Source organism: Amycolatopsis sp. WGS_07 (genome assembly GCF_045278895.1).
Lineage (GTDB): Bacteria > Actinomycetota > Actinomycetes > Mycobacteriales > Pseudonocardiaceae > Amycolatopsis.
In genome coordinates this window covers 890,762-910,766 of record NZ_CP136053.1, presented here as the reverse complement: position 1 = coordinate 910,766, position 20,005 = coordinate 890,762, and the positions used below count along the sequence as shown (strand labels likewise).

General features: G+C 67.0%; 22 protein-coding genes. 18 read left to right on the top strand and 4 right to left on the bottom strand.

Annotated features, from left to right (window positions below; genetic code table 11):
- Positions 1-49: 49 nt before the first annotated feature.
- Complete coding sequence (locus RPX00_RS04115; protein WP_406637601.1) at positions 50-502, bottom strand: VOC family protein; 453 nt, start codon at positions 500-502, stop codon at positions 50-52.
- Positions 503-594: 92 nt separating this feature from the next.
- On the opposite strand from RPX00_RS04115, the gene RPX00_RS04110 reads away from it, so the two are divergent.
- Entirely contained in the window at positions 595-1,191 is a 597-nt protein-coding gene (locus RPX00_RS04110) for a TetR/AcrR family transcriptional regulator (protein ID WP_406637599.1), read from the top strand.
- A 35-nt stretch (positions 1,192-1,226) separates the two neighbouring features.
- Here the strand turns inward: RPX00_RS04110 and RPX00_RS04105 are convergent, their stop codons facing one another.
- Complete coding sequence (locus RPX00_RS04105) at positions 1,227-2,216, bottom strand: quinone oxidoreductase family protein (RefSeq protein WP_406637597.1); 990 nt, start codon at positions 2,214-2,216, stop codon at positions 1,227-1,229.
- Between the two features lie 95 nt (positions 2,217-2,311).
- Here RPX00_RS04105 and RPX00_RS04100 point away from each other — a divergent pair, with 95 nt between their 5' ends.
- Complete coding sequence (locus RPX00_RS04100) at positions 2,312-2,917, top strand: TetR/AcrR family transcriptional regulator (protein ID WP_406637595.1); 606 nt, start codon at positions 2,312-2,314, stop codon at positions 2,915-2,917.
- Here RPX00_RS04100 and RPX00_RS04095 read toward each other — a convergent pair.
- On the bottom strand, positions 2,914-3,483 hold the full coding sequence (locus tag RPX00_RS04095) for a TetR/AcrR family transcriptional regulator (RefSeq protein ID WP_406637594.1): 570 nt from the start codon (positions 3,481-3,483) through the stop codon (positions 2,914-2,916). The two genes, RPX00_RS04100 and RPX00_RS04095, sit on opposite strands and share 4 nt — an antisense overlap.
- Positions 3,484-3,544: 61 nt before the next feature.
- Between RPX00_RS04095 and RPX00_RS04090 the strand changes: the two genes are divergently transcribed.
- The 4 genes from RPX00_RS04090 (at position 3,545) to RPX00_RS04075 (ending at position 8,629) form a co-directional block, all read left to right on the top strand.
- A complete protein-coding gene (locus tag RPX00_RS04090) occupies positions 3,545-4,354 on the top strand; it encodes an SDR family NAD(P)-dependent oxidoreductase (RefSeq protein WP_406637592.1) in 810 nt (269 codons plus the stop codon).
- A gap of 1,004 nt (positions 4,355-5,358) precedes the next feature.
- Positions 5,359-5,694 carry a DUF6355 family natural product biosynthesis protein gene (locus tag RPX00_RS04085; RefSeq protein WP_406637590.1) on the top strand — a complete coding sequence of 112 codons (336 nt, stop codon included), beginning with the start codon at positions 5,359-5,361 and terminating at the stop codon, positions 5,692-5,694.
- Between the two features lie 309 nt (positions 5,695-6,003).
- Positions 6,004-7,320, top strand: a complete 1,317-nt coding sequence (locus tag RPX00_RS04080) for an MFS transporter (protein ID WP_406637588.1) — start codon at positions 6,004-6,006, stop codon at positions 7,318-7,320.
- A gap of 127 nt (positions 7,321-7,447) precedes the next feature.
- Positions 7,448-8,629 (top strand): GGDEF domain-containing protein, encoded by a 1,182-nt coding sequence (locus RPX00_RS04075; RefSeq protein ID WP_406637586.1) that lies wholly within the window; start codon positions 7,448-7,450, stop codon positions 8,627-8,629.
- A gap of 1 nt (position 8,630) precedes the next feature.
- Here RPX00_RS04075 and RPX00_RS04070 read toward each other — a convergent pair whose 3' ends face one another.
- Positions 8,631-8,996 carry a winged helix-turn-helix transcriptional regulator gene (locus RPX00_RS04070; protein ID WP_370934586.1) on the bottom strand — a complete coding sequence of 122 codons (366 nt, stop codon included), beginning with the start codon at positions 8,994-8,996 and terminating at the stop codon, positions 8,631-8,633.
- A gap of 681 nt (positions 8,997-9,677) precedes the next feature.
- On the opposite strand from RPX00_RS04070, the gene RPX00_RS04065 reads away from it, so the two are divergent.
- The 12 genes from RPX00_RS04065 (at position 9,678) to RPX00_RS04010 (ending at position 19,826) form a co-directional block, all read left to right on the top strand.
- Positions 9,678-10,319 (top strand): methyltransferase, encoded by a 642-nt coding sequence (locus tag RPX00_RS04065; protein ID WP_406637584.1) that lies wholly within the window; start codon positions 9,678-9,680, stop codon positions 10,317-10,319.
- Positions 10,320-12,042: 1,723 nt separating this feature from the next.
- On the top strand, positions 12,043-12,666 hold the full coding sequence (locus tag RPX00_RS04060) for a hypothetical protein (RefSeq protein WP_406637582.1): 624 nt from the start codon (positions 12,043-12,045) through the stop codon (positions 12,664-12,666).
- Positions 12,667-12,698: 32 nt separating this feature from the next.
- On the top strand, positions 12,699-13,532 hold the full coding sequence (locus tag RPX00_RS04055; protein WP_406637580.1) for a hypothetical protein: 834 nt from the start codon (positions 12,699-12,701) through the stop codon (positions 13,530-13,532).
- Complete coding sequence (locus tag RPX00_RS04050) at positions 13,529-14,980, top strand: CpaF family protein (RefSeq protein ID WP_406637578.1); 1,452 nt, start codon at positions 13,529-13,531, stop codon at positions 14,978-14,980. The genes RPX00_RS04055 and RPX00_RS04050 overlap by 4 nt, the downstream gene beginning before the upstream one ends.
- Positions 14,981-15,220: 240 nt before the next feature.
- A complete protein-coding gene (locus RPX00_RS04045; RefSeq protein ID WP_406637576.1) occupies positions 15,221-15,958 on the top strand; it encodes a type II secretion system F family protein in 738 nt (245 codons plus the stop codon).
- The gene (locus tag RPX00_RS04040) at positions 15,955-16,863 is read left to right on the top strand and encodes a pilus assembly protein TadB (RefSeq protein ID WP_406637574.1); all 909 of its coding nucleotides are present in this window, start codon (positions 15,955-15,957) and stop codon (positions 16,861-16,863) included. The genes RPX00_RS04045 and RPX00_RS04040 overlap by 4 nt, the downstream gene beginning before the upstream one ends.
- Before the next feature lie 61 nt (positions 16,864-16,924).
- On the top strand, positions 16,925-17,176 hold the full coding sequence (locus RPX00_RS04035) for a hypothetical protein (RefSeq protein WP_406637572.1): 252 nt from the start codon (positions 16,925-16,927) through the stop codon (positions 17,174-17,176).
- A 29-nt stretch (positions 17,177-17,205) separates the two neighbouring features.
- A complete protein-coding gene (locus tag RPX00_RS04030; protein ID WP_406637570.1) occupies positions 17,206-18,099 on the top strand; it encodes a hypothetical protein in 894 nt (297 codons plus the stop codon).
- Entirely contained in the window at positions 18,096-18,527 is a 432-nt protein-coding gene (locus tag RPX00_RS04025; RefSeq protein WP_406637568.1) for a hypothetical protein, read from the top strand. Before RPX00_RS04030 ends, RPX00_RS04025 begins: the two co-directional genes overlap by 4 nt.
- On the top strand, positions 18,524-18,967 hold the full coding sequence (locus RPX00_RS04020; RefSeq protein ID WP_406637566.1) for a TadE family protein: 444 nt from the start codon (positions 18,524-18,526) through the stop codon (positions 18,965-18,967). The genes RPX00_RS04025 and RPX00_RS04020 overlap by 4 nt, the downstream gene beginning before the upstream one ends.
- A complete protein-coding gene (locus tag RPX00_RS04015) occupies positions 18,964-19,413 on the top strand; it encodes a TadE/TadG family type IV pilus assembly protein (RefSeq protein WP_406637564.1) in 450 nt (149 codons plus the stop codon). The genes RPX00_RS04020 and RPX00_RS04015 overlap by 4 nt, the downstream gene beginning before the upstream one ends.
- A 41-nt stretch (positions 19,414-19,454) precedes the next feature.
- Positions 19,455-19,826: a hypothetical protein gene (locus RPX00_RS04010; RefSeq protein WP_406637562.1), complete on the top strand. Its 372-nt coding sequence runs from the start codon at positions 19,455-19,457 to the stop codon at positions 19,824-19,826.
- The last annotated feature ends 179 nt before the right edge of the window (positions 19,827-20,005 follow it).

Here is a 20,005-nt window from a genome sequence, read left to right as displayed (position 1 = left end):
CCGCGGCGGGCGGGTCCGTCCGTCCCGCCCGCTACGGCGAACTCGTCCGCTATGACGAGGTCGCGCCCTGGTCGCCAGCCGGGCAGGCAGCGGGCTGGATCAGTTCGATCAGGTTGCCTTCAGGGTCCTTGACGTAGGCGAACCGGGCGCCGGGCTGGACCGCGTCGGCCGGCGGCCACACCGGCTGCGCGCCCGCACCGGTCAGGCGGGCGTACGCGGCGTCGAGGTCGTCGACCTCGACCGCCCAGTGGCCGTAACCCTGGGCGCGCAGAGCGTCCATCGGGTCGTCGAACGTCGCCGGACGCGTGGATCCCGCTCGTTCGATCAACTCGAGCCGGACTCCTCCGGCTGTCTGCACGACGGCGGTCCGCACGCCGGCTTCGGGCACCTCGAACGTCTCCACCACCTCGGTGAAGCCGAGAGCCTCGGCGTACCAGCGCTGCTGGGCTCCGAGGTCGGCGACGGACACGCTGACGTGGTGGAAGCGGACGGGGAAGGGCATGACGTGCTCCTCGGATAGCGGATCCCGTCAATGTAGACACTGCCTATAATGTGGTCAATGACAATATTATAGGCAGTGCCTACACTGCGGTCATGGATGACGAGACCGCGCCGTACCACCACGGCAACCTGCGTTCCGGGCTGCTCGGCCTGGCCGAGCGCGCCCTGGAGGAGGGCGGGGTCGCGGGGCTGTCGCTGCGGGGGCTCGCCCGGGAGCTGGGCGTCAGCCACAGCGCGCCGCGCCAGCACTTCGCCGACAAGCAGGCCCTGCTCGACGCGCTCGTGCTGCGCGGGCTGCGGCGGCTCGGGGACGAACTCGACGAGGGGCTGCGCCGGGCGACCGGTGGCTTCGAGGAGCGGCTGGTCGCGTTCGCGCGAGCCTACGTCGGGTTCGCCGCCCGGTCTCCGGCGCTGCTGGCGCTGATGTTCGCCCGCAAGGACGACCCGGCGCGCCCGGATCTGCGGCAGGCGAGCGAGCGGGCGTTCGCCGCGCCGGTCGCCCTCATCGAGAACGCGATGGCGCGCGGGGAGATCGTCGGCGAGGAGCCCGACCGGACCGCGATGGCGGTGCTCGCCATGCTGCAGGGTCTCGCATCGATCATCACCGCCGGCATGATCGCGGACCGCTCCCCGGACGCCGTGCTGGCCGGGACCGTGCACAGTCTCGTGGCAGGCCTGCTGCCACGCTGACCGCCGGTCCGAGCCGAGCAAGGAAAGACGGCTGTTCAGTCCTTTGTGGACGGACTGGTGCCAGTGAGCAGGAGCAGTTTTCCTGTCGTCCGGCGGGATTCGAGGTCGCGGTGCGCGCGGGCGGCGTCGGCGAGGGGGTAGCGGCCGCCCACCGCCACGTCCAGCTTTCCCGACGCGATCATCGCGAACAGGTCGGCCGAGTGCGCCAGCAGTTCCTCCCGGGTGGCGATGTGATCGCGGAAGGCCGGATAGCAGATCTTGATGCTCCGCGGCAGCTCCCGCATGCCGATCGTCGGGACGTCGCCGATGAAGGCGCCGTAGTAGAGCAAGGTGCCGTTGCGGCGCAGCACCCGCATGGACGCGCGGAAAGTGGGCCCGCCGTTGCCGTCGAACACGGCTCGCACGCCCTCGCCGTCGGTCAGGCGCAGGACGTCGGCCACGAACGCCTCTCCGGTCGAGACGATCACGTGGTCGGCTCCGGCTTCCTTCGCCGCGGCCGTTTTCTCCTCCCGGGAGACCACGCCGATCACCTCGGCGCCGCGCAGCTTCGCGATCTGGGCGAGCAACCGGCCCAGCCCGCCGGCGGCGGCGTGGACGAGAACGACGTCACCGGCCTCGACCGGGTAAGCCTCGGTGGTGAAGTGATGCGCGGTGATGCCCTGCATCATCACGCTCGCCGCGACCTCGTCGGAGATGCCTTCCGGCAGCGGCACCAGCGAAGCCGCCGGCACGACGATCTTCTCCGCGTAGCTGCCGTAGGCGTAGACCCAGGCGACCCGGTCGCCGACGGCGAGCCCCGTGACGCCGGAGCCGAGCCTGCGGACTACGCCCGCCCCTTCGACGCCGGGAACGAACGGCACCGTTCCGCCCGCCGGACCGTGCTGCCGCGCCCCGGTGTCCATGAAGTTGACTCCCGCGACGGTGATGTCGACGAGGACTTCGCCGGGGCCCGGTTCCGGATCCGGAACCTCCCGAATAGCGAGCGCTTCCGGCCCGCCGAGCTGCTCGATGACTATGGCCTGCAAGGGTTTTCTCCGTCCAAGCTGGGGGTGATCGGCGTTGACCCGGCCAGTGTCGTCCGGATAAAATGTACCCGCAAGTACAATCCTGGAGGCCCGCGTTGCTGACCAAGAAGGGCGCCGCGACCCGCCAGCGGATCGTCGACGCCGCCGCGGCCGAGATCCGCGAACGCGGCGTCAACGGCACCACTTTGGACGATGTGTGCCGGCGCAGCGGAACGGGCAAGAGCCAGCTCTTCCACTATTTCCCGGACGGCAAGGAACAGCTCCTGCTGGCGGTCGCCCAGCGGGAGGCCGACCGCGTGCTCGAAGACCAGCAGCCCCACCTCGGGAGCCTGACCACCTGGACGGCGTGGGAGAAGTGGCGAGACGCCGTCGTCGAGCGGTACCGCCGGCAGGGCGTGCACTGCCCGCTCGGCGTCCTGATCACCGAACTGGGGCGGCACACGCCGGCGGCGCAGGAGGTCACCGGGCGCCTGATCGAGCAGTGGGAGGCTCAGGTCCGCGCCGGGATCGAGGCGATGCGCGAGAGCGGCGACGTCGGCGCGGACGTCGATCCGGAGCGCACGGCGATGGCGATCGTCGCTGCGATCCAGGGCGGCGTCACGATCCTGATGTCGACCGGTTCCGCCCGCTACCTGCGCAGCGCGCTGGACCTCTGTCTCGATCACCTGCGCGCGTCCAGCCGGGCTGGACGCGTCGGCTAGGGGTTCGCGAAGGACGCGACCATGGCGGTGACGACGCGCGCGGCCGCCTCGTCGGCCGTGCTGCCCCAGTCCCAGTGGGGTTTGTGCAGGCGCAGCGATACCAGGCCGTGGTAGGCCGACCACAGCAGCAGCGCCGAGCTGAACGGGGTTTCCGGGTCGGCCGCCGCGACGAGTCCGACGATCCGGTCCTGCAGCCGCGGGCCGGTCGGTGCCCGGGTTTCCGGCACCGGGTCCCCGCTTTCGAACAGCAGCTGGTAGGCGCCGGGATGGGCCAGGCCCCAGCGCACGTAGGCCTGGCCCGCCGCCACCAGGCGGTCCACCGGCTCCGCCCGCTCCGGGGTCGCCGCGATCGCCTGTTCGACGTGCTCGACGAGGTCGGTGTAGACGGCGTCCAGGATCGCCGAGCGCAGATCTGCCTCCGAAGGGAAATGCCAATACACGGCGGAGGGCGCGACCCGGCAGTCGCGGGCGATGGACCGCAGGGAGGGCACGGCGACGGCCTGCGGTTCGGCCAGCTTGGCCACGGCCGCGGCGATCAGTTCCGCGCGGAGGTTCCGGGTGCTCACCACCTCATTGAACAGGTGTTCAGGTACAGTCCGCTACTGAACACCTGTTCAGGAGGTAGCGGTGAAGACGATTTTCGTGACGGGCGCGTCGCGCGGCCTGGGGCGCGCCATCGGGGAGGCGGCCCTCGAGGCCGGGCACCGGGTGGTGCTGACCGCCCGCGACCCGGCCGCCGTGGCGGATCTGGCCGGCAGGTTCCCCGAGACGGCCGAAGCGCTGGCGCTCGACGTCACCGATCCCGGCGCCGCTGAGCACGCGCTGGCGGCCGGGCGGTTCGGCGTGCCGGACGTGGTGGTCACCAACGCCGGATACTCCGACATCGTCAGCATCGAGGACGCCGACCTGGCGTCGCTGCGCGCGGTGGTGGAGACGAACCTCTGGGGCGTCGTCCACGTGGTCAAGGCGGCGCTGCCGATGCTGCGCGAGGCCGGCCGCGGGCACTTCGTGCAGATCTCGTCAGTGAGCGGCCGAGTGGCACCGGCACCCGGCCTCGGCCCGTACGTGACGGCGAAGTTCGCCGCCGAAGGCTTCCTCGAAGCGCTCGCGAAGGAGGTCGCGGGCTTCGGGATCCGCGTGACCATCGTCGAACCCGGCCGGATGGCCACCTCGATCGCGTCGTCGATGACGATCCCCGAGCCGAGCGCGCCCTACGCGGCTTTGATCGCGCCGCTCGCCGACGCCTACGCCGGCGGCGCTTCCGCGGGGACCGACCCGGCGGCGGCCGCCCAGTTCGTGCTCGACGTCATCGGGCTCGACGCACCGCCGCTGCACCTCCCGCTCGGCGGATCGGCATTCCAGCACATCCTCGCAGCCGAACAGAACCGGCTCGCGGAACTGGCCGAATGGGAGTCCTTCAGCCGCACCGCGGACTGACCCCGGACTATCCGCGCACCGCGTCCTCCAGATGTTTGCCGACCGCCTAGTCGTGAAGGGCGTTCAGCGTCGGCGACAGCTACCTCTGCCAGTTCGCGATCGATCTCGACGCCGCGAAACCGACCGGCTCCGCTCCACCCTGGCGACAACTAGCTCGCACAAGGGACGGATAGAGCGCACAGTCACGCTGGACTGCCGACCTGCACTCTTGGCTTGATTTGACTTCTTAGTCGAACTTATGTTCGACTCAAAAGGGGTCGTCGAGAACCATGAGCGACTCCTGTCCGTGGATGCAAGCAGGTGACCTGAGGTGGACGAGTGGCCGTCAACTGTGCGGAGAGTCAGTCCGCCGACTCCAGTCTGGGTGAGCGTGCGCAAGTTGCTCGTGCTCGGCACTGAGATCCGCGCCCCGCGCAATCCCGCTGGCCTGCGGATCGAGACTGAGATCCCCGGCCTTCTGTTCGAATGGGCCCGCCGAGAGGATGGCGGTTTGCTCGGATGGGTCACCTACCAACTCGTCACCGCGGACGACCAGTGGTCGCGACCGGTCAGCCACTACGTGCCAGCACACTTGCTTCGAAGGCGAGGCCCCGCCCGCCGTCACCAGTTCGGTGACTACCGCCCTCGGACTCACGGGTGATACCTGACGCCGGCGGCGAGCCGAGCGCCTGCTGCACAGACCTCTCGAACACGCCGCATCCCAGTCCGCGTCCGGACATCTTCCTCAATCTCGCCGATAGGCCGGACGGGTGAACGGTGCCGAGGTGAGCCGAAACTCAGTGCCAGGTCACGTTGACCTCACGCGGCACCCTCCTGCTACCCCGGAGATGCCTTCACGACCCGTGGCGCTGGTCGCGAAGACAGATCGGCGGCGGAGCGCAAACAGGGAACGACGACTGCTTCGCCTGCAAGCGGAGTCGCCAGGAATTGAATCGTCCCTGATTGCCTGACGGGAACCCGTCGCCGCTCGTTTCGAATGATCTCATTCTCGCTGAGGGGGAATAATGTCTAGAATTACCGCCTGGCGGCGCACGGTCGTGGCAAGCGTATCCGCGCTTGCACTCTGGGTCGGCACCGCTTCGGCTGTGTCGGCGACGCCAGCCGCGCCGGCCCGAGTCCTCGACCCTTGCGGCTACATCGACCCGGGGATGTATCGGCACTGCGACGGCGGGAGCGGCTCTACGGTCATGCTGGATGTACAGGACATCTTGCGGAGCATCTATCACTACTGCGTCGGTGCTGGCACAACGAATCTTCAGCCCGTCATCAGGCTGAGAGTGATCGACGCGTGGTGGAACGGTGGCGTCGGGTGTCAACCCGGCTACTACGGTCCCGCCTGAGATTCTTCTTGCGCTGCGGCCGTTTCGAGGCCGCAGCGCAAACATATCCGCACGGTTTCGCCTTCGGCTCGCGCGCTGTATGGCTCCGGTTGACGAATGCAGAGCGGAAATGGCAGTCAGTCCAATTTGTTGGGCTTGGCCATCTGCCTCCATTGCTACCCAGTGTGACTACCGTAGTTCAAATGGGTGAACTGTCGCTGTTTGTGTCCATATGTGCACGCTGCGGGCATACTTTGGAATATCCAAGGTGGCTTGGCGAAGTAAACAGCCGGTCGGGTTGGAAAGCTGCTCCGGGGAGGGGGCGAACCGATGGCTTTGCGTGCGCGTGGCAATTTTGCCGCGGCATTGAGCTGCGGCGAGTTCCGTGCGATGTGGGCGGCCGAGACGCTGTCGGTCGCAGGCGACCAGCTGGCCAGAGTCGCCCTGGCGCTGATGGTCTACGGCCGTACGAACTCTGCGTCGTTGACGGCGTTGACCTACGCACTGACTTTCGCGCCCGCCGTGCTTGGCGGGTTTCTCTTGTCGGGCCTCGCCGATCGGTATCCGCGCCGCGCGGTGATCGTCGTGACCGACGTGGTCCGCGGTTGCCTCGCGCTCGCGATGGTGATTCCGGGCTTGTCGTTGCCTGTGCTGTGGTGCTTGGTCGGCGTGCTGACGCTGGCCGGCGCGCCGTTCAAAGCGGCGCAGCTATCGCTTCTCCCTGATGTCCTGCCCGCAGAGCTTTACCAGGCTGGTCTCGGCTTGCGTCAGGTCACGACGCAAACCGCGCAGGTGGCCGGCTTCGGCTTGGGCGGTGTTCTGGTGCCGGCGTTCGGCGCTGGTGCGGCGCTGGCGGTCAACGGCGGCACGTTCCTGTTGAGTGCCGTGGTGGTTCTGCTCGGTGTTCGGGCGCGGCCCGCGGCGAGCCGTAACCCGGATACCGCTGAGGCCTCGCCAGCAACGGCTTCGCGTCGGGTCGGTTCGCAGTTGGTTGCTCCCGTGATTTTGATATCGATGGTCGGCCTCTTGGTGGTGCCGGAAGGCATTGCGGCACCGTTCGCCGGGGCGATCGGCACGGCGTCGTTCGCAGTCGGCTTGCTCATGGCGGCGGACCCGGTCGGCAGTGTTATCGGAGGGTGGTGGGCTGGCAGAAGCAGCTCGGTGGCCTCGCCTCCGGCCGTGATCCTGCCGGCGGTTGCTGCTGGGCTGCCCTTGGTCGCGTCGGCCGCGGTGCCCTCGTTGCCGGTGGCGGCAGTGCTGTGGGCGGTTTCAGGTGCGTTGTCCACGATTTACTTGGTTCGCCTGCAATCCATCGTCGTGGCGATCGTCCCCGATTCGCGACGCGGGACAGTGATGGGCAGGCTGAGCACCTGCATCTACACCTCGCAGGGCGTGGCGATCGTGGCCGCGGGGCTCGCGGCTGATCGAGTCGGCCCGGTTGTCACCGTGGCGGCCTCCGGCGCTGCCGCGTCCGTGCTGGCCATAGGGGCCGCGGTCGTGTGGAAGCGAACTCGCCCGCGGCAAGCGAAAACTGCCGAGGACGAGCCCGCACCGATAGTTCGACTGCCTTCACCAATCCTTGTTGCGCATGCGACCCCTCCAGGGACATCCGGCGGTGGGGAAGGACCGCAGCCAGGAACGGATTAAGGACCGTGGCCTTCCCCGTGGGAACGGAAGCGAGATCAGTATGCAGCGCGTTACCGATTCCGGGCAGCCCAGCTGGGCAACCCGGGTGAGAAGTTGGGCGATCTGGTCCCTGCCTGCACGTGTCCGCGTGTTTGTGCTGCTCATCGAGCTGTTCGCGGTCGGAGTTGTCGCGGTCGAGGCAGTGTCGACGCGGCTGACCGCGCACGATCTCCTCACCTGCGTGGTGGTGATCGGTCTCGGGGTTGTAGCCGCCGAGATGGCTCGTCAGGTCGAGCGGCGGCGCCGTCGTTTCGCGGACAAACCGCACGTCAACTTTTCGTCGGTCTGGACGTTGGCCGCTGCGTTGACGCTCCCTGGTGCCTTGGCCGTCGTTGTGGTGGCTGCGCTCTACCTGCACCTGTGGTTGCGGAGCTGGCGGGGCATTGTCGGTGTCTACGCGCATCGGACGGTGTTCAGCGCGTGCAATGTGATCTTGTCCTGCCAAGTGGCAGCCTGGTGCGCCCGCTCGATGAACGTGCTGCCTCTCGGGCACGACCGGAGCGCATGGACCGCCCTAGTTGCGGTCGTGGTGGTCCTTGCCTATTTCGTGGTGAACTCGGCCGTGGTCGGGGCCGTGATCGCACTTTCGACGTCGATACGGTCGCCGAAGCGCCTGATCGGACGGCTGAACGAGAACCTCCTGGAACTGGCGACGCTGTGCATGGGCACGTTGGCTGCGTTGCTGATCGCGCAGCTGCCCTGGCTGTTGGTTCTTGTCTTCGTTCCGCTCTACGCGCTGCACTTCAGTGCGCTCGTCAGGCAGTTTGAGCAGGCCGCGATCAGGGACCCGAAGACCGGGCTGTTGAACATGGCCAGCTGGCGTGCGCTGGCGGAGAGCGAGTTCGCACGTGTCCGGCAGCTTGGATCTAGCCTCGGTATCGCGCTCATCAACATCGACCATTTCGGAAAGCTGAAGGCTATTCACGGCCCGCTGGTCGCCGACGCTGTTCTTCGTGCGGCGGGCAACGCGCTGAGTTCTGTCGTACGCAGTGACGACCTGTGCGGATGCCTCGGCGGTGACGAGTTCGTCGTGCTGCTGCCGGGTGGCGATGCGGAAAACGTTGTGGTTGTGGCCCAACGGATCCGAGAACGTATTGCCGAGATCGAGGTCGACGGGGCGGACAAGAGCCCGGTAGAGATCACCGCGTCGATCGGTGCAGCAGTCTTCCCCGCGGCCGGGCACGACCTCAACGACGTCATGATCGCCGCGGACAACGCACTCTTCGCGGCCAAGGACTCCGGCCGGAATCAGGTCAAGGAAGCGTTGTAGTTCAACTGGATTCGGACGTCCGACGGTTGGCAGCCCAGCTGGCCAACGGTCGCAACATGCTGAGCAACTCTCTGCCGTCCGGGCTGAGCTTGTAGTAGACCCTCGAAGCGCCGACCTTCGCGTCGTCCTCCTCCCGGCGCTCGACCAACTGGTTCTTCTCCAGCCGTTTCAGGGTGTCGGTCAGGACGCGCGGACTGATCGGGTTCCGCTGACCGTTGAGCGCTCTGTTTACGTCGTTCTTCACTTCCCCGAAGGGCAATTCGCCGACCGCCAACGTGGCGATGACAGCGATCGTCCACTGGCCGGTCAACAGCGATGACAGGTCGTGAAGGGCCTGGCGGTATGACGAGCCTTCGTCCTTGTCCACCCTCTGGTGAATACATGATCAATTGACCGCTCGCCACCGCTTCCTCCGGATCGGCCGCGGCGTGGACTGAACGGGTGAACATGCGCGCGGTGAGTCCAAACTCAGCAGGCCGTTACGTTGCGCTCACCCGAGGTCAGCGCGCTAGACCGGGTTGGTGCCCGGGGAGAACGGCCCTGGGAACGGAAGCAGCGAGGCGCCCCGCCCGCAAGCCACCGGGCGGGCGTCTCGCCCGAACCTTCGGCCGACGAGAGCCGCCAGCGAGGGCCAGTTCGCCGGAAACAGCGCGCAGGAGGCGACACGATGTCGACCCGGGTATTCGAGATTGCAAGCCGGCGGAGCGGGACGCCGTCGGCTGGTTCGGGAACGGCGATCAGCGGCGTCCGGCCGTTCGTTCCGATTCGCAAGGATGCCCCCGTGCTGCTGCGGTTGCGGGCACGCACGCCCTGGTTGTTCCGTTGTGCGCTGCGGCCGTCACGGAAACGCCAGGCTCAAGCTGACCGACACAGAACCAGCACAAGATCGGGACAGAACGAGCACTGATTTGTCCTCTGCCGACGCTGGTCGCGCTCGACAGCTCGGGGTCATGGTTGGAGACGCAGGCACGGTTGCAATGGCCGAGACGGCCACCGAATGGTTCAGGAGGCAGCAAGATGACGTGTTGCTCCTCGTTAGGAGGCCCGCATGGCGGCGTATCTTCCGTGGGTCACGTGCGGTACAGGGCTGCTGCTCGGGTCGTTGTCGGTCCTGGTCGCCGAGCGAGCAGCCGGAGATTTGCCGTTGCGGTCAGCGGGGACTCGCGCCGCGGTGTTGCTGGCGACCTCGGTCGCCGTCGGCGGGTTGTACTTGGCCGGCTGGCTGCGATTCGGCGTGACCTCGATGCTGGCGACCTGGTGCTGGGCGTGCTCGCTCGGGATCAGCTTGGCACTCGCGGACCTGTATTTTCGCAGGCTTCCCTTCGCGCTCGTCGCGGCGTTCGGAGCAGGTGGGGCAGCAACGTTTCTCGCTGCCGCGGTCGCCGACGGACGGTGGGGACGACTCGCTTTTGCGTGTGGGGCGGCTGCTGCCGTGTTCGCCGCAGCCGTTGCAGTGCAGATGGCGCTGCCAGATCACACGGGTGGCGGAGACACGGCGCTGTATGGAGTCCTTGCCTTGTACCTGGGGTGGTTCGGGTGGGCAGGCCTCTTCCGGGGGTTGTTGATAGCCAGCGGACTCACCGCGGTGGTAGGGCTCGTAGTTGCGGCGTGTTCAGGACGCGCGCGAACACGCTTCCCAGCGGGTCCGTCGCTCCTAGCTGGCGCGTTCGCGAGCGTCCTGCTCGCGTGAATCCGGCGGAGACAGCCGCGTTCTCGAGGTCAGGCTGGACACAGAGTGGGGAGGAAGCCGGGATGTTGACCCGAGCAGGACGACTGCGTCATGTTATTGCGCTTACGGGTGCCGCTGCGGTAACCGTCGGTCTGGCGGGCTGCAGCGGAGGTGCCTCGCAGCCACGTCCTTCTTCTCCGAATCTGTCAGCGCCGTCGCCGGGGCCGACTGCGCCCAGTTCGGCGCCGACGGACAGCAAGGAAGCGGTCGCGGCGGCATACACACAGTTCTGGCCGCGATCGTTGGACGCTGGCAACGGGCCTGAGGATTCCTGGCGCGGAGCCCTGGCAGCAATCGCGGTCGATCCGCAGCTCTCGACCACGTTGGCCGCAATGGAACGGCAGAAAGCCGCGGGCATCACGACGTACGGTCAGGTCGCTGTGCGGATCTTGTCAGTCGAGGTATCAGGTTCCACGGCGAAGGTAGTCGACTGTCAGGACGCTTCGCATGCGGGACAAGCAGATGCGCGCACGGGAGCAAAGAAGACGGTTGGCGTAGCGAGGATGCTGGTGCACGCGATGCTTGTTCGCGACACGGCCAACGGAACGTGGAAGGTTTCGAAAACCGAATTTCCTGGCGGTGCGTGCTGATGCGACACCACATCCGCCTTACCGCTGTGACCGCGTGCGCCATGGTCGCCAGCGGCTTCTCAGTCGTGAATTCCGCTATCGCCGCTGCGAGTTCTGACGATGACGGCCAGGTGATCGTCACTCCTTCCGATCCGCTTGGCCGTTACTCCCAGCCGGGCGTCGACATGCGGGTGCTGGAGTCTCAGGGCGAGGCCCCGGTCAGCCACGGTCCGGGACCACCGGCCAACGGACCGGACCGCCAATCGGGCACGAAGGGCCGGCCGGGCCCGTCAAGCGCGCTGCCACCAGGCTGCTTCATCGGAGGGTTCGGCGCAGGCGGCGGATTGCATGGACCAGCCGGGAGCGCCTTCGGTATGCGGTGCATGCCACCACTGCCTGCCAACCCAGCGCCTGCTGCGCCCGCGCCCGCCGCACCTGCTTTGCCGTCACCGGCAGAACTGGCCGCGCAGGCGTTCGAACAGTTGCGGCTGCCGTTACCGCTCCCTCGTCATTCCCCTGACGTGCAGTTACCGGACGGACGTGCAGCGACGATCGTCGGCGAGAACACTTGGATCTGGACAGATCGCGGTGCGTGGACATCAGCAGTGAAGAGAGTTCAGGTCGGGCCGGTATGGGCGCAGGTGACCGCGGTCCCGACACGCCTGACGTTCGATTCCGGCACAGGCGGCTCGACTTCATGCGACGGGCCGGGGACCCCATTCAACGGTTCCTTCGGGCTTCACTCGGCCAGTCCGGACTGCGGCTTCGTCTACACGAGGTCGTCCTACGGGCTCTCGGGCGACCAAGTGCGGGCGGAATGGTCGATCACGTGGTCGGTTAGCTGGACCGGCTCGGACGGTACTGCCGGTGTCGGAGGCGAGTTCCCGCAGATGTTGTCGCGCGCGACGGCGACGTACGCGGTAGCGGAGATCCAGCGCTGCGCGCGCGAAGCTAGGAATCGATTCGCATAATCGCCATCGCGCTACGAGATTTCTCTTACAAACAAAGTGAATTGACTCGTTATTGATTGGGGAAGGAGTTGCCCCGTGGGTACTGCTGTGTCTTCTTCACGACCGGCGCATATCGACCGAGATGCTGCCGGGAGCCAGCGCGACATGGGCGAGGTCCCCAGGATTCCGCGGCGGCGGCGCTGGTGGTTGCTGGGCATCGCGGCCTTGCTGGCCGCGCTGGCCGGGTACGGCAACTACGTCCTGATCACGACCCAGGACGAACGAGTCGACGTGTTGGTCCTGATCCACGACGTCGGCTGGGGCCATCCGATCAATGACGCCGATCTCGGCGTGGCCAAAGCGGTACCGGCCCAGCCGCTGGCTTCCATTCCCGTCAGCGACCGGGACCGGGTCATCGGTCAGTTCGCGCGTTCGACGTTGTCTTCGGGCACAGTGCTCACGCCAGGGCAGCTCACCGAGCAGCCGGTCCCCGGACCTGGCGAACGGCTGGTCGGGCTGCCGGTGAAACCGGGCCATCTTCCTTCTCGTGGCCTGACAGCGGGAGACCTGGTGCAGGTAGTACCCGTCGTGGGCAGCGCCGGAAACGACGCGCAACAGACACCGGCTAGTCCTGTCGTGCCCTTCCGCGCACGCGTGCTGGGTATCGGACCGCCGGATTCGGCAGGCGCGGTCACGGTCGATGTCGTTGTGGGCGGCGATGCCGCCGCAGCGGCAACCAGCGCTGCGGCCGGGCAGGTCGTCGTAGTCCAACTCGGGCCAGGTGCGTAGACGCGAAGTTGTCAGAGGAAAGAGCGAGAACGATGGCACTGATCACGATCATCTCCGGAAAAGGCGCACCGGGCGCTACGACGACCTTGGCCGCGCTCGCGGCTACGTGGCCAGCCCAGGTGTTGCTGGCCGACTGCGACCCGGATGGCGGCGACCTTGCTCCGGGCTGGCTCGGGCAATGGATGCTCGCGGGCCGCATCCGCGCCGACGTGGGCGTACTGTCGCACGCCACCGCGACGCGGCACGCAATCGCTGGCGATCCCGCTTCGCTCATCGATCACGTCCAGGCGGTACCGCCGGCTCGCCATGTCGGCCTGCTGGCCGGATTGAGCGCACCGGGACAGCATGCTGCTCTCGGACTTGAGGGATGGATGCGGCTGACGACTGCTCTGGCGGCTTTCAAGACTCAGGCGGGGCAGCCGGTCGACGCGCTCGTTGATGCGGGCCGTTTTGGCGTCGTGACGCCGTGGCCGCTGTTGCGAGCAGCGGATGCGGTATTGCTCGCGGTGCGTCCGACACAGCGCCACTTGCTCGCGGCTCGGCCGGTGTTGACCGAACTTGCCCGGCGCGTTGCACCGGAAAGGCTGGCGCTGGCGGTGTGCGTCACCACTCCGGCCGGGACCAGGGCGGTTCGGGCTGCACTCGGCCGGGACGTCGCCGTTGAGGTTCCCATTGATGCGAAGACCGCGGCTGTGCTGTCCGAGAGCCGCGACGCGGGAGCCCTGCCACCCCGTTCCGCATTGCTGCGCGCTACCCATGACGCCGGACTTCGTCTTCACCGCACCTATCACCGTTACACGCCAGCCGAGGTGCGCACTGCAGCCGCACACCGTGTTGCACGGTCGCTTGCCGGAGGCACACGATGACGTTGTCGAGTAACGGATACCCCGCTGCCGGACGTATTGCTGACTACACGCTCCCCACCGGGGCGGCGATTCCTCTTCACACGGTCGATCCCGCTCTCGCTGTCTCACCGCAGACGGTTGGGCATCCGCAGCACGCTCTCGAGCACTTCTCGCCGCAGGACGTGCGCGAAATACGCGAATCCGTTGCCACGAGGCTGGAGCGCGCCGCCGCGGGCGAGTCTCAGCTTGAAACCCCGTTGTCGCAAGAAGAACGACAGGCGCGAATGCGCGCTTTCGTCGCTGATGCTGTCGGTGAGTGGGTGCGGGGCCGCGCTCACGCCGGGAATCCTCCTTTGCCGATGGAGGAAGAACGCCGGTTGACCCGCGCGGTGGTAGCCGCGTTGTCCGGGCTGGGTGCGTTGGAAGAGCTGCTGCGTCGCGAGGATGTTGAGAACATCCATGTGCACGGATGCGACCGCGTCATCCTGGAGTTGGCCGACGGCACCATGGAGCGGTGGCCGCACCCCGTCGCGGACACCGATGCCGAACTGGTCGAGATGCTTGCCGCGATGTTCGCGCGGCAAGGCCAGACGTCCCGGGAGTTCAACGCCGGGCAACCACTGGGGAATCTCCGCATCGGAGCCGGCGGACCGCTCGGTGCTCGGGTAGCGGCGGTGATGGAGGTGTCCGACCGGCCGCGGGTCGCGATCCGTCGGCACCGCCTGGTCGACGTCGGCCTGGACGAGCTGGTCGCCAACGGGACGCTCGATCCGGCGCTCGGGCTGTTTCTGCGGGCCGCGGTGAGGGCGGGCTGCAACATGATCATCTCCGGTGGTCCGGCCGCGGGCAAAACCACGTTGCTCCGGGCACTGTGCGCCGAGATTCCGGACGCCGAGCACGTCGTCACTGTGGAGGAAGAGTACGAACTCGGTCTGCACCTGGGACCGCGCCTTTTGGTCACCCCGCTGGAGGCACGGCCGGCGAACGCGGAAGGGGTCGGGGAAGTCTCCCTGGACGATCTGCTCAAACAAACTCTCCGGCACTCGCCGAGTCGCGTGATCGTCGGGGAAGTTCGCGCCGGCGAGGTGACCGCGACGCTGCGCGCGCTCGGCAATGGTGCAGCGGGCGGAATGTGCACCATTCACGCAACCAGCGCGCTTGCCGTGTTCGACCGGATCTGCGCGTTGGGTCAGTTGGCGAATCCGCCATTGGCGATCGACGCCGCACACCAGTGGACCGCGTCAGCCATCGATCTTGTGGTGCACGTCGCGCGAACCGACCGCCGCCAGCCTTCTGGGCCTGCGGCGAACTCGGTGTGTGTCAGAAGTGGTCGAAGTCGGCCCGGTCGGCGACGCGGGTCGGCCGGACACCACTCGGCTGTTCGAGCCGGACCCAGGTACTGGGCGAGCGGTTCCGGCATACGCCCCGAGCCGAGCCTTGTTGGAGCGGCTGGAACGTCACGGGTTTGACCGCCGTCAGCTTGACACCGCCGACATGCGGATCGCGGCCGGTGTTCTCCGGGACGGTGCGCGATGACGGGCATGTGGGCAGTCGTGTTCGGTGTCGCCGTCTTCCTTGCGATCGGCTGCGCCGGTATCGCGTTTCTGCCGGTATTGCGGCCTAGCCGCGTCGAGCGTTCTCGTGCCTTTCCAGTGGTGCTCTGGCAACGGCTCAGTGCCATGGTCTCGCTCCGGAAGGCGGTTGTGGCCGTGGCTGCTGGCGTGATCGTGTGGTGGACCACTGGATGGCCGGTGGCAGCGATCCTGTCAGTGGCGGCGGTCGCCGCGGTGCCCGTCCTGGTTGGCGGGCACGACGAGCAGCGGCTGATCGCACGGTTGGACGCTTTGGCCGCCTGGGTACGGCGGCTGGCTGACCTGCTCGCATCCGGCGCGGGTGGTCTCGAGCAGGCGATCATCAGCTCGGCCCGCACCGCGCCAGCCCCGTTGGCTGTCGAAATCGAGACCCTGGTGGCCAGGCTCCGCACCCGAAGCCTGGAGGCCGCGCTCCGCGGGTTCGCCGACCACGTGGGCGACGAAGCAGCGGACGAAGTGGTCCTGACGTTGATCCTGCGGGTCCGTGCGGGAGGACGCGGGCTCGTCGACATCCTCGATGCCACCGCGACCGCCATGGAACGAGAAGCAGTGGCTCGGCGCGATGTAGAAGCCGACCGCGCAAAGCCTCGCACCGACGTGCGCGCGATCCTCGGCATCACTGTGGTCCTGCTGGCCGGGTTGTTCGTCTTCGCCAGCGACTTCCTCACACCGTTCGACGACGTGCTCGGCCAGTTGGTGATGGCAGGCATCGGCGTCTTGTTCGGCGCGGCCGGCTGGTGGATGCACATGCTGACCCGGACTCATCGCCCCTCGCGTCTGCTCGGCGCGGACTCCCGTACACCGGCCGCACCCCAGCGAACGTCAGTCGCCGCAGCCCGCTGGCAGGCGGCATGATGAGCGCGGAAGCCGCTGCCACCGTACTCGGCGTTGTCGCCGGGCTCGCGGTCACGCTCGTCGTCCTCGCGTTGCTGCGTCCGGCACCAGTCGACGTCGCCGCCGCGATTGCTGACTTGGACGACCGCGTGCGCCGGCGTGGCGACGGAACAGGGTCGCCCAGCCGCTCCGCGCGCCGGATACGACGGCTCGCGGGCTACTCGGCGCGATCATCGAGTCTCTGGTGGGGAATCCCAGCTCGTGATCTCGACGTGCTCGACTTGACCGCCGAGCGCTTTCTCCTACGGCGACTGGTTTGGGCGGGTGGAGCTGCCGCCCTTGGCACAACTGTCTGCGCACTTGCGTGGTTGGCGGGCATGGGGCTGCCTGTCGAAGCGGCAGTCCTGGCGCTCTTGGCCATGGCAACAGCTGGATCGGTCGTACCAGCTCTCGCCGTGCGTGAAGACGCTCGCCGGGCACGTGAGGAGTTCCGTCGTGCCACAGCCGCATACCTCGACCTCGTTGCACAGGAACGTGCCACGGGACGTGCGCCCAGTCAGGCTCTGGACGAAGCCGCAGCCATCGGTGACTCGTGGGCATTCGCCCGGATACGTCGAGCACTCGGCCACGCGGCGCACGCCGGCTCGACGCCGTGGGAATCGTTGGCCATGCTCGGAAGGCGGATGGCTGTAGCGGAACTCGAAGATCTCGCCGACATCGTCGCCACTGCCGCGGACGGCGCTGCCATCTACCGGACGCTGCTCGCGAAGTCAGCGGCGCTCCGCGCGGCCGCGCTGGCTGCGGACAAGGCGGATGCGAACTCGCGGTCCCAACGCCTCGCGCTCCCCGTCGCGCTGCTGCTGATCGCCTTCCTGCTCTTGGTGCTGTATCCGGCTGTAAACCGTCTTCTCCTCGGCGGAACCTAGCCTTTGAAACTCCCGAAAGATCAACGCATCAAACGGTTCAGCACCAACCGAAGGAGCAGAAATGATGTCCTGCAACAGTTTCCATGCCGCGGTGCGGCGAGGGCAAGCTCAACTGGCGTTGATCTCAGCCAAGGCGTCGCTCGCCCTAATCGTTGCCCTGCAAGCTCGCTGGGCACGGACTCGCGCGTCCGGAGACCGAGGTTCGGAATCCGTGGAGAAGGCGGTTCTTGTTGCCATCGGCTTGGCCGTGGCCATCGGACTTGCCATCGCCATTCGCGCCGCAGTGGAGAAGTACCAGGCTCAGATCAAGTAATCCAGCCAGTCGACGGAGAGGGGAGCACCGTGACTTACCCGGAAGATTTCGACGACCCGACCGCGCAGCGTGCGGTCGAGTCCGGCGGCATTATGTGGGACCCGAACTCGCTCAGGCCCCGACAATGGCCAGGGATGGCCCGCGCCTTTGTGTCGAGGACAGCTCTCGGCACGGTGGCCGGCGGGGTGTGCCTGGTCATCATCGGTGTCGCGGCAGGAGGGGAAGCTTTGTGGTTCACCGCTTTCGGTGCCCTCGTCGCCTGGTGCGGTGTCATGAGTGGTCGGCGGAACGTCGCGTGTTTCGTCACCGGCGTGTGCGACCATGCGGACCGGGGTTGCCTCGTAGAGAAACGTCCGGGTGAGTTTTGCTACCGTACTCGCGACTTCGAGGCTATGGGCGCGGTGGCACAGGGAATCGCAGCCCGCGCGATCGACGTTGCCGAGTACTTCGCGCTGAATCCAGAGCACCCTGGGCTGGATCCGGAGCTTCCTGACGCTGTGCGACGGCGGGCGTGGGACATCCTGTGCTGCCTGGACAAGACTCGTACGGCCAGCACGATTGCCGGGCAGCTCCTAGGGCATCCGGAACACTCGGAGACTGCCGACTCATTCGGGCGCACCGTCGTCGATGTCTACCAACAGCTGGACAGTTCCGTTCGGCACCTAGAAGGTTGCGTTGTCCTTGCCAAGGAGTGGAGCCGGAAGCTCCACGGAATCAAGGCCGCGCAGGGTGCAGAGCGCGAAGTGGTTTCGCTGCAAGGGATACCCGCATCTGACGTAGAAGCGGCAGCAGAATCGCTTCTGCAGAAGACTTTCTTTCATGCTACCGCTGCCCGCGATCTCAATCGAGCGGGGCGATTCCCTTGGGAACAATCCCTAGCGACGGGAGCGAACCCGTCAGCGGTGACGAGGTGTGAACGATGACTGCCACGGAAGAACAAATTACCCAGCGAGTCAAGGAAAACGACATTCCCCGCACTGACCACCGTACGAAGGTCGCGACGCAAGTCGGGGAACTAGCCCAACGCCGATCAGAGGTTGCTGAACAACTGGCCAGGGTGGAACAGGAACTGGGCGACGTACTGGCTGAGTCCCGCAGCATCATCAGTCTCGATGAGCTGGCCAGGTTTACCGACGTGCCCGTCGAAGACCTCGGCAGGTGGAGGGGAGACGAGAAACCCCACCGAGCCAAACGAAAGAAGCCAACCGCAGGTTCATCTCGGTCGAGAAGCCTCGGCCAGCCGAACCCGATGGCGAACGCCAGCGCGAATGGCGCACCTCCCGAATCTGCGGAGGCAGCGCTGTCGGAGCCAGGAACCCCTGTGCAGAACGGTGCGGAGGCTCACTCATGAGTTCCAACGATCCATGGCGACCCGAACACGCTTTCTGTACAGCGAAAACCCGTGATGGCGGCGCAGAGTCGGTCGGTCTGGCCGTGCTGTTTCCCTTTGTGTTGCTGCTGATCCTCACTTCGGTCCAAGGCGGTCTCTGGTGGCACGCGCACTCGGTGGCCGCCCAAGCCGCCCAAACAGGGGCCGACGCTGGTCGCCCAGTCGGCGCGACAACGACGACCGCTGCCGCCGCGGCGCGCTTGTTCGCTGATCGAGCGGGACGAGGCGTGCTCACCGAAGCGGAAGTCCATGCGTCCATGACTGCTGGCACGGTCCAGGTGGACGTATCGGGCACCGCTATCCGGCTCGTACCGATCCCGAATCTGAGCATGCGGGTCACCGCCAGCGCCAAGGTGGTGAAGGAACGCTTCACTGTCCCGATCGGAGGGAACGGCTCGTGAACCGCGGATCCCGCGCCTTCCTGGCCGGTGAGCGCCCGCGAGACGAGGGTTCGGTCAGCATCGAAACCGCCGCACTGATGATTGCAGTCATCGCGGTCGGACTGCTGATCGTCGTCGGTGCTCGGGTCAGTTCAGCCCAACAGATCGTTGACGATGCAGCTACCGCCGCTGCCAGGGCGGCGTCCCTCTCCCGAGGAACCGTGGCTGCGACGCGCGCAGGTGGTGACGCTGCTCGCGCGCGTCTGACCCAATCGGGCCTCGTTTGCAACGACGTCAGCGTGTCGGTGGATGCGAGCGAGATCGCGTTAGGTCGCGCCGGGCTCGTGCGAGCACGGGTCACTTGTCGCGTACGACTCAGTGACCTCGCCCTTCCCTCACCCGTCGGCGACCGCACGATCACCAGCACCTTCACGAGTCCAGTCGATCCTTACCGAGGCGTCCGATGATCAGCCAGGCATCGTCGCCCCACGACACTGGTTCTGCAAGCGTGCTGGTGGCTGTCCTGGTGCCCGCGTTGCTGCTCGTTCTGGCGTTGGTGGTCGACGGCTCTGCCCGGTTGCGCGTGATCGCACGCGCGGATGCGATTGCTGCGGAAGCTGCCCGTGCCGCGAACACAGCAGTGAACACTCGCGGCCCCCTCGTAGCGGTCGACACCGCGACCGCGGCCAACACCGCAACCGCCTACCTCGCCCGCAGCGGGCGCTCCGGCAACGTCTCAGTCGTCGGTCCGCGAGCGGTGCGCGTGACCGTGACCGTCACGGAACCCACCACGGTCGGCCTGCTTGGCCGCACCGCAACTGCCACTGGTACTGCCCTCGTTGTACTCGGCGTCGGTACGCGCGACGGCGGCCTGCCATGAGCCTGTCCATGCAGCGGATTCGAGGCACGATTGCCGCGATCACGCTGCTGGCTGTCCTCGCCGGCACGCCGTGCTGCCTGGTCTTACTCGGGGCCAGCCCAGCTCGATTGGTGCCCAAAGGGTGGCCAGGACCAGTTCCGCTCATCCAGATACCGAAACGAGTATGGAGCGCTGTGCGC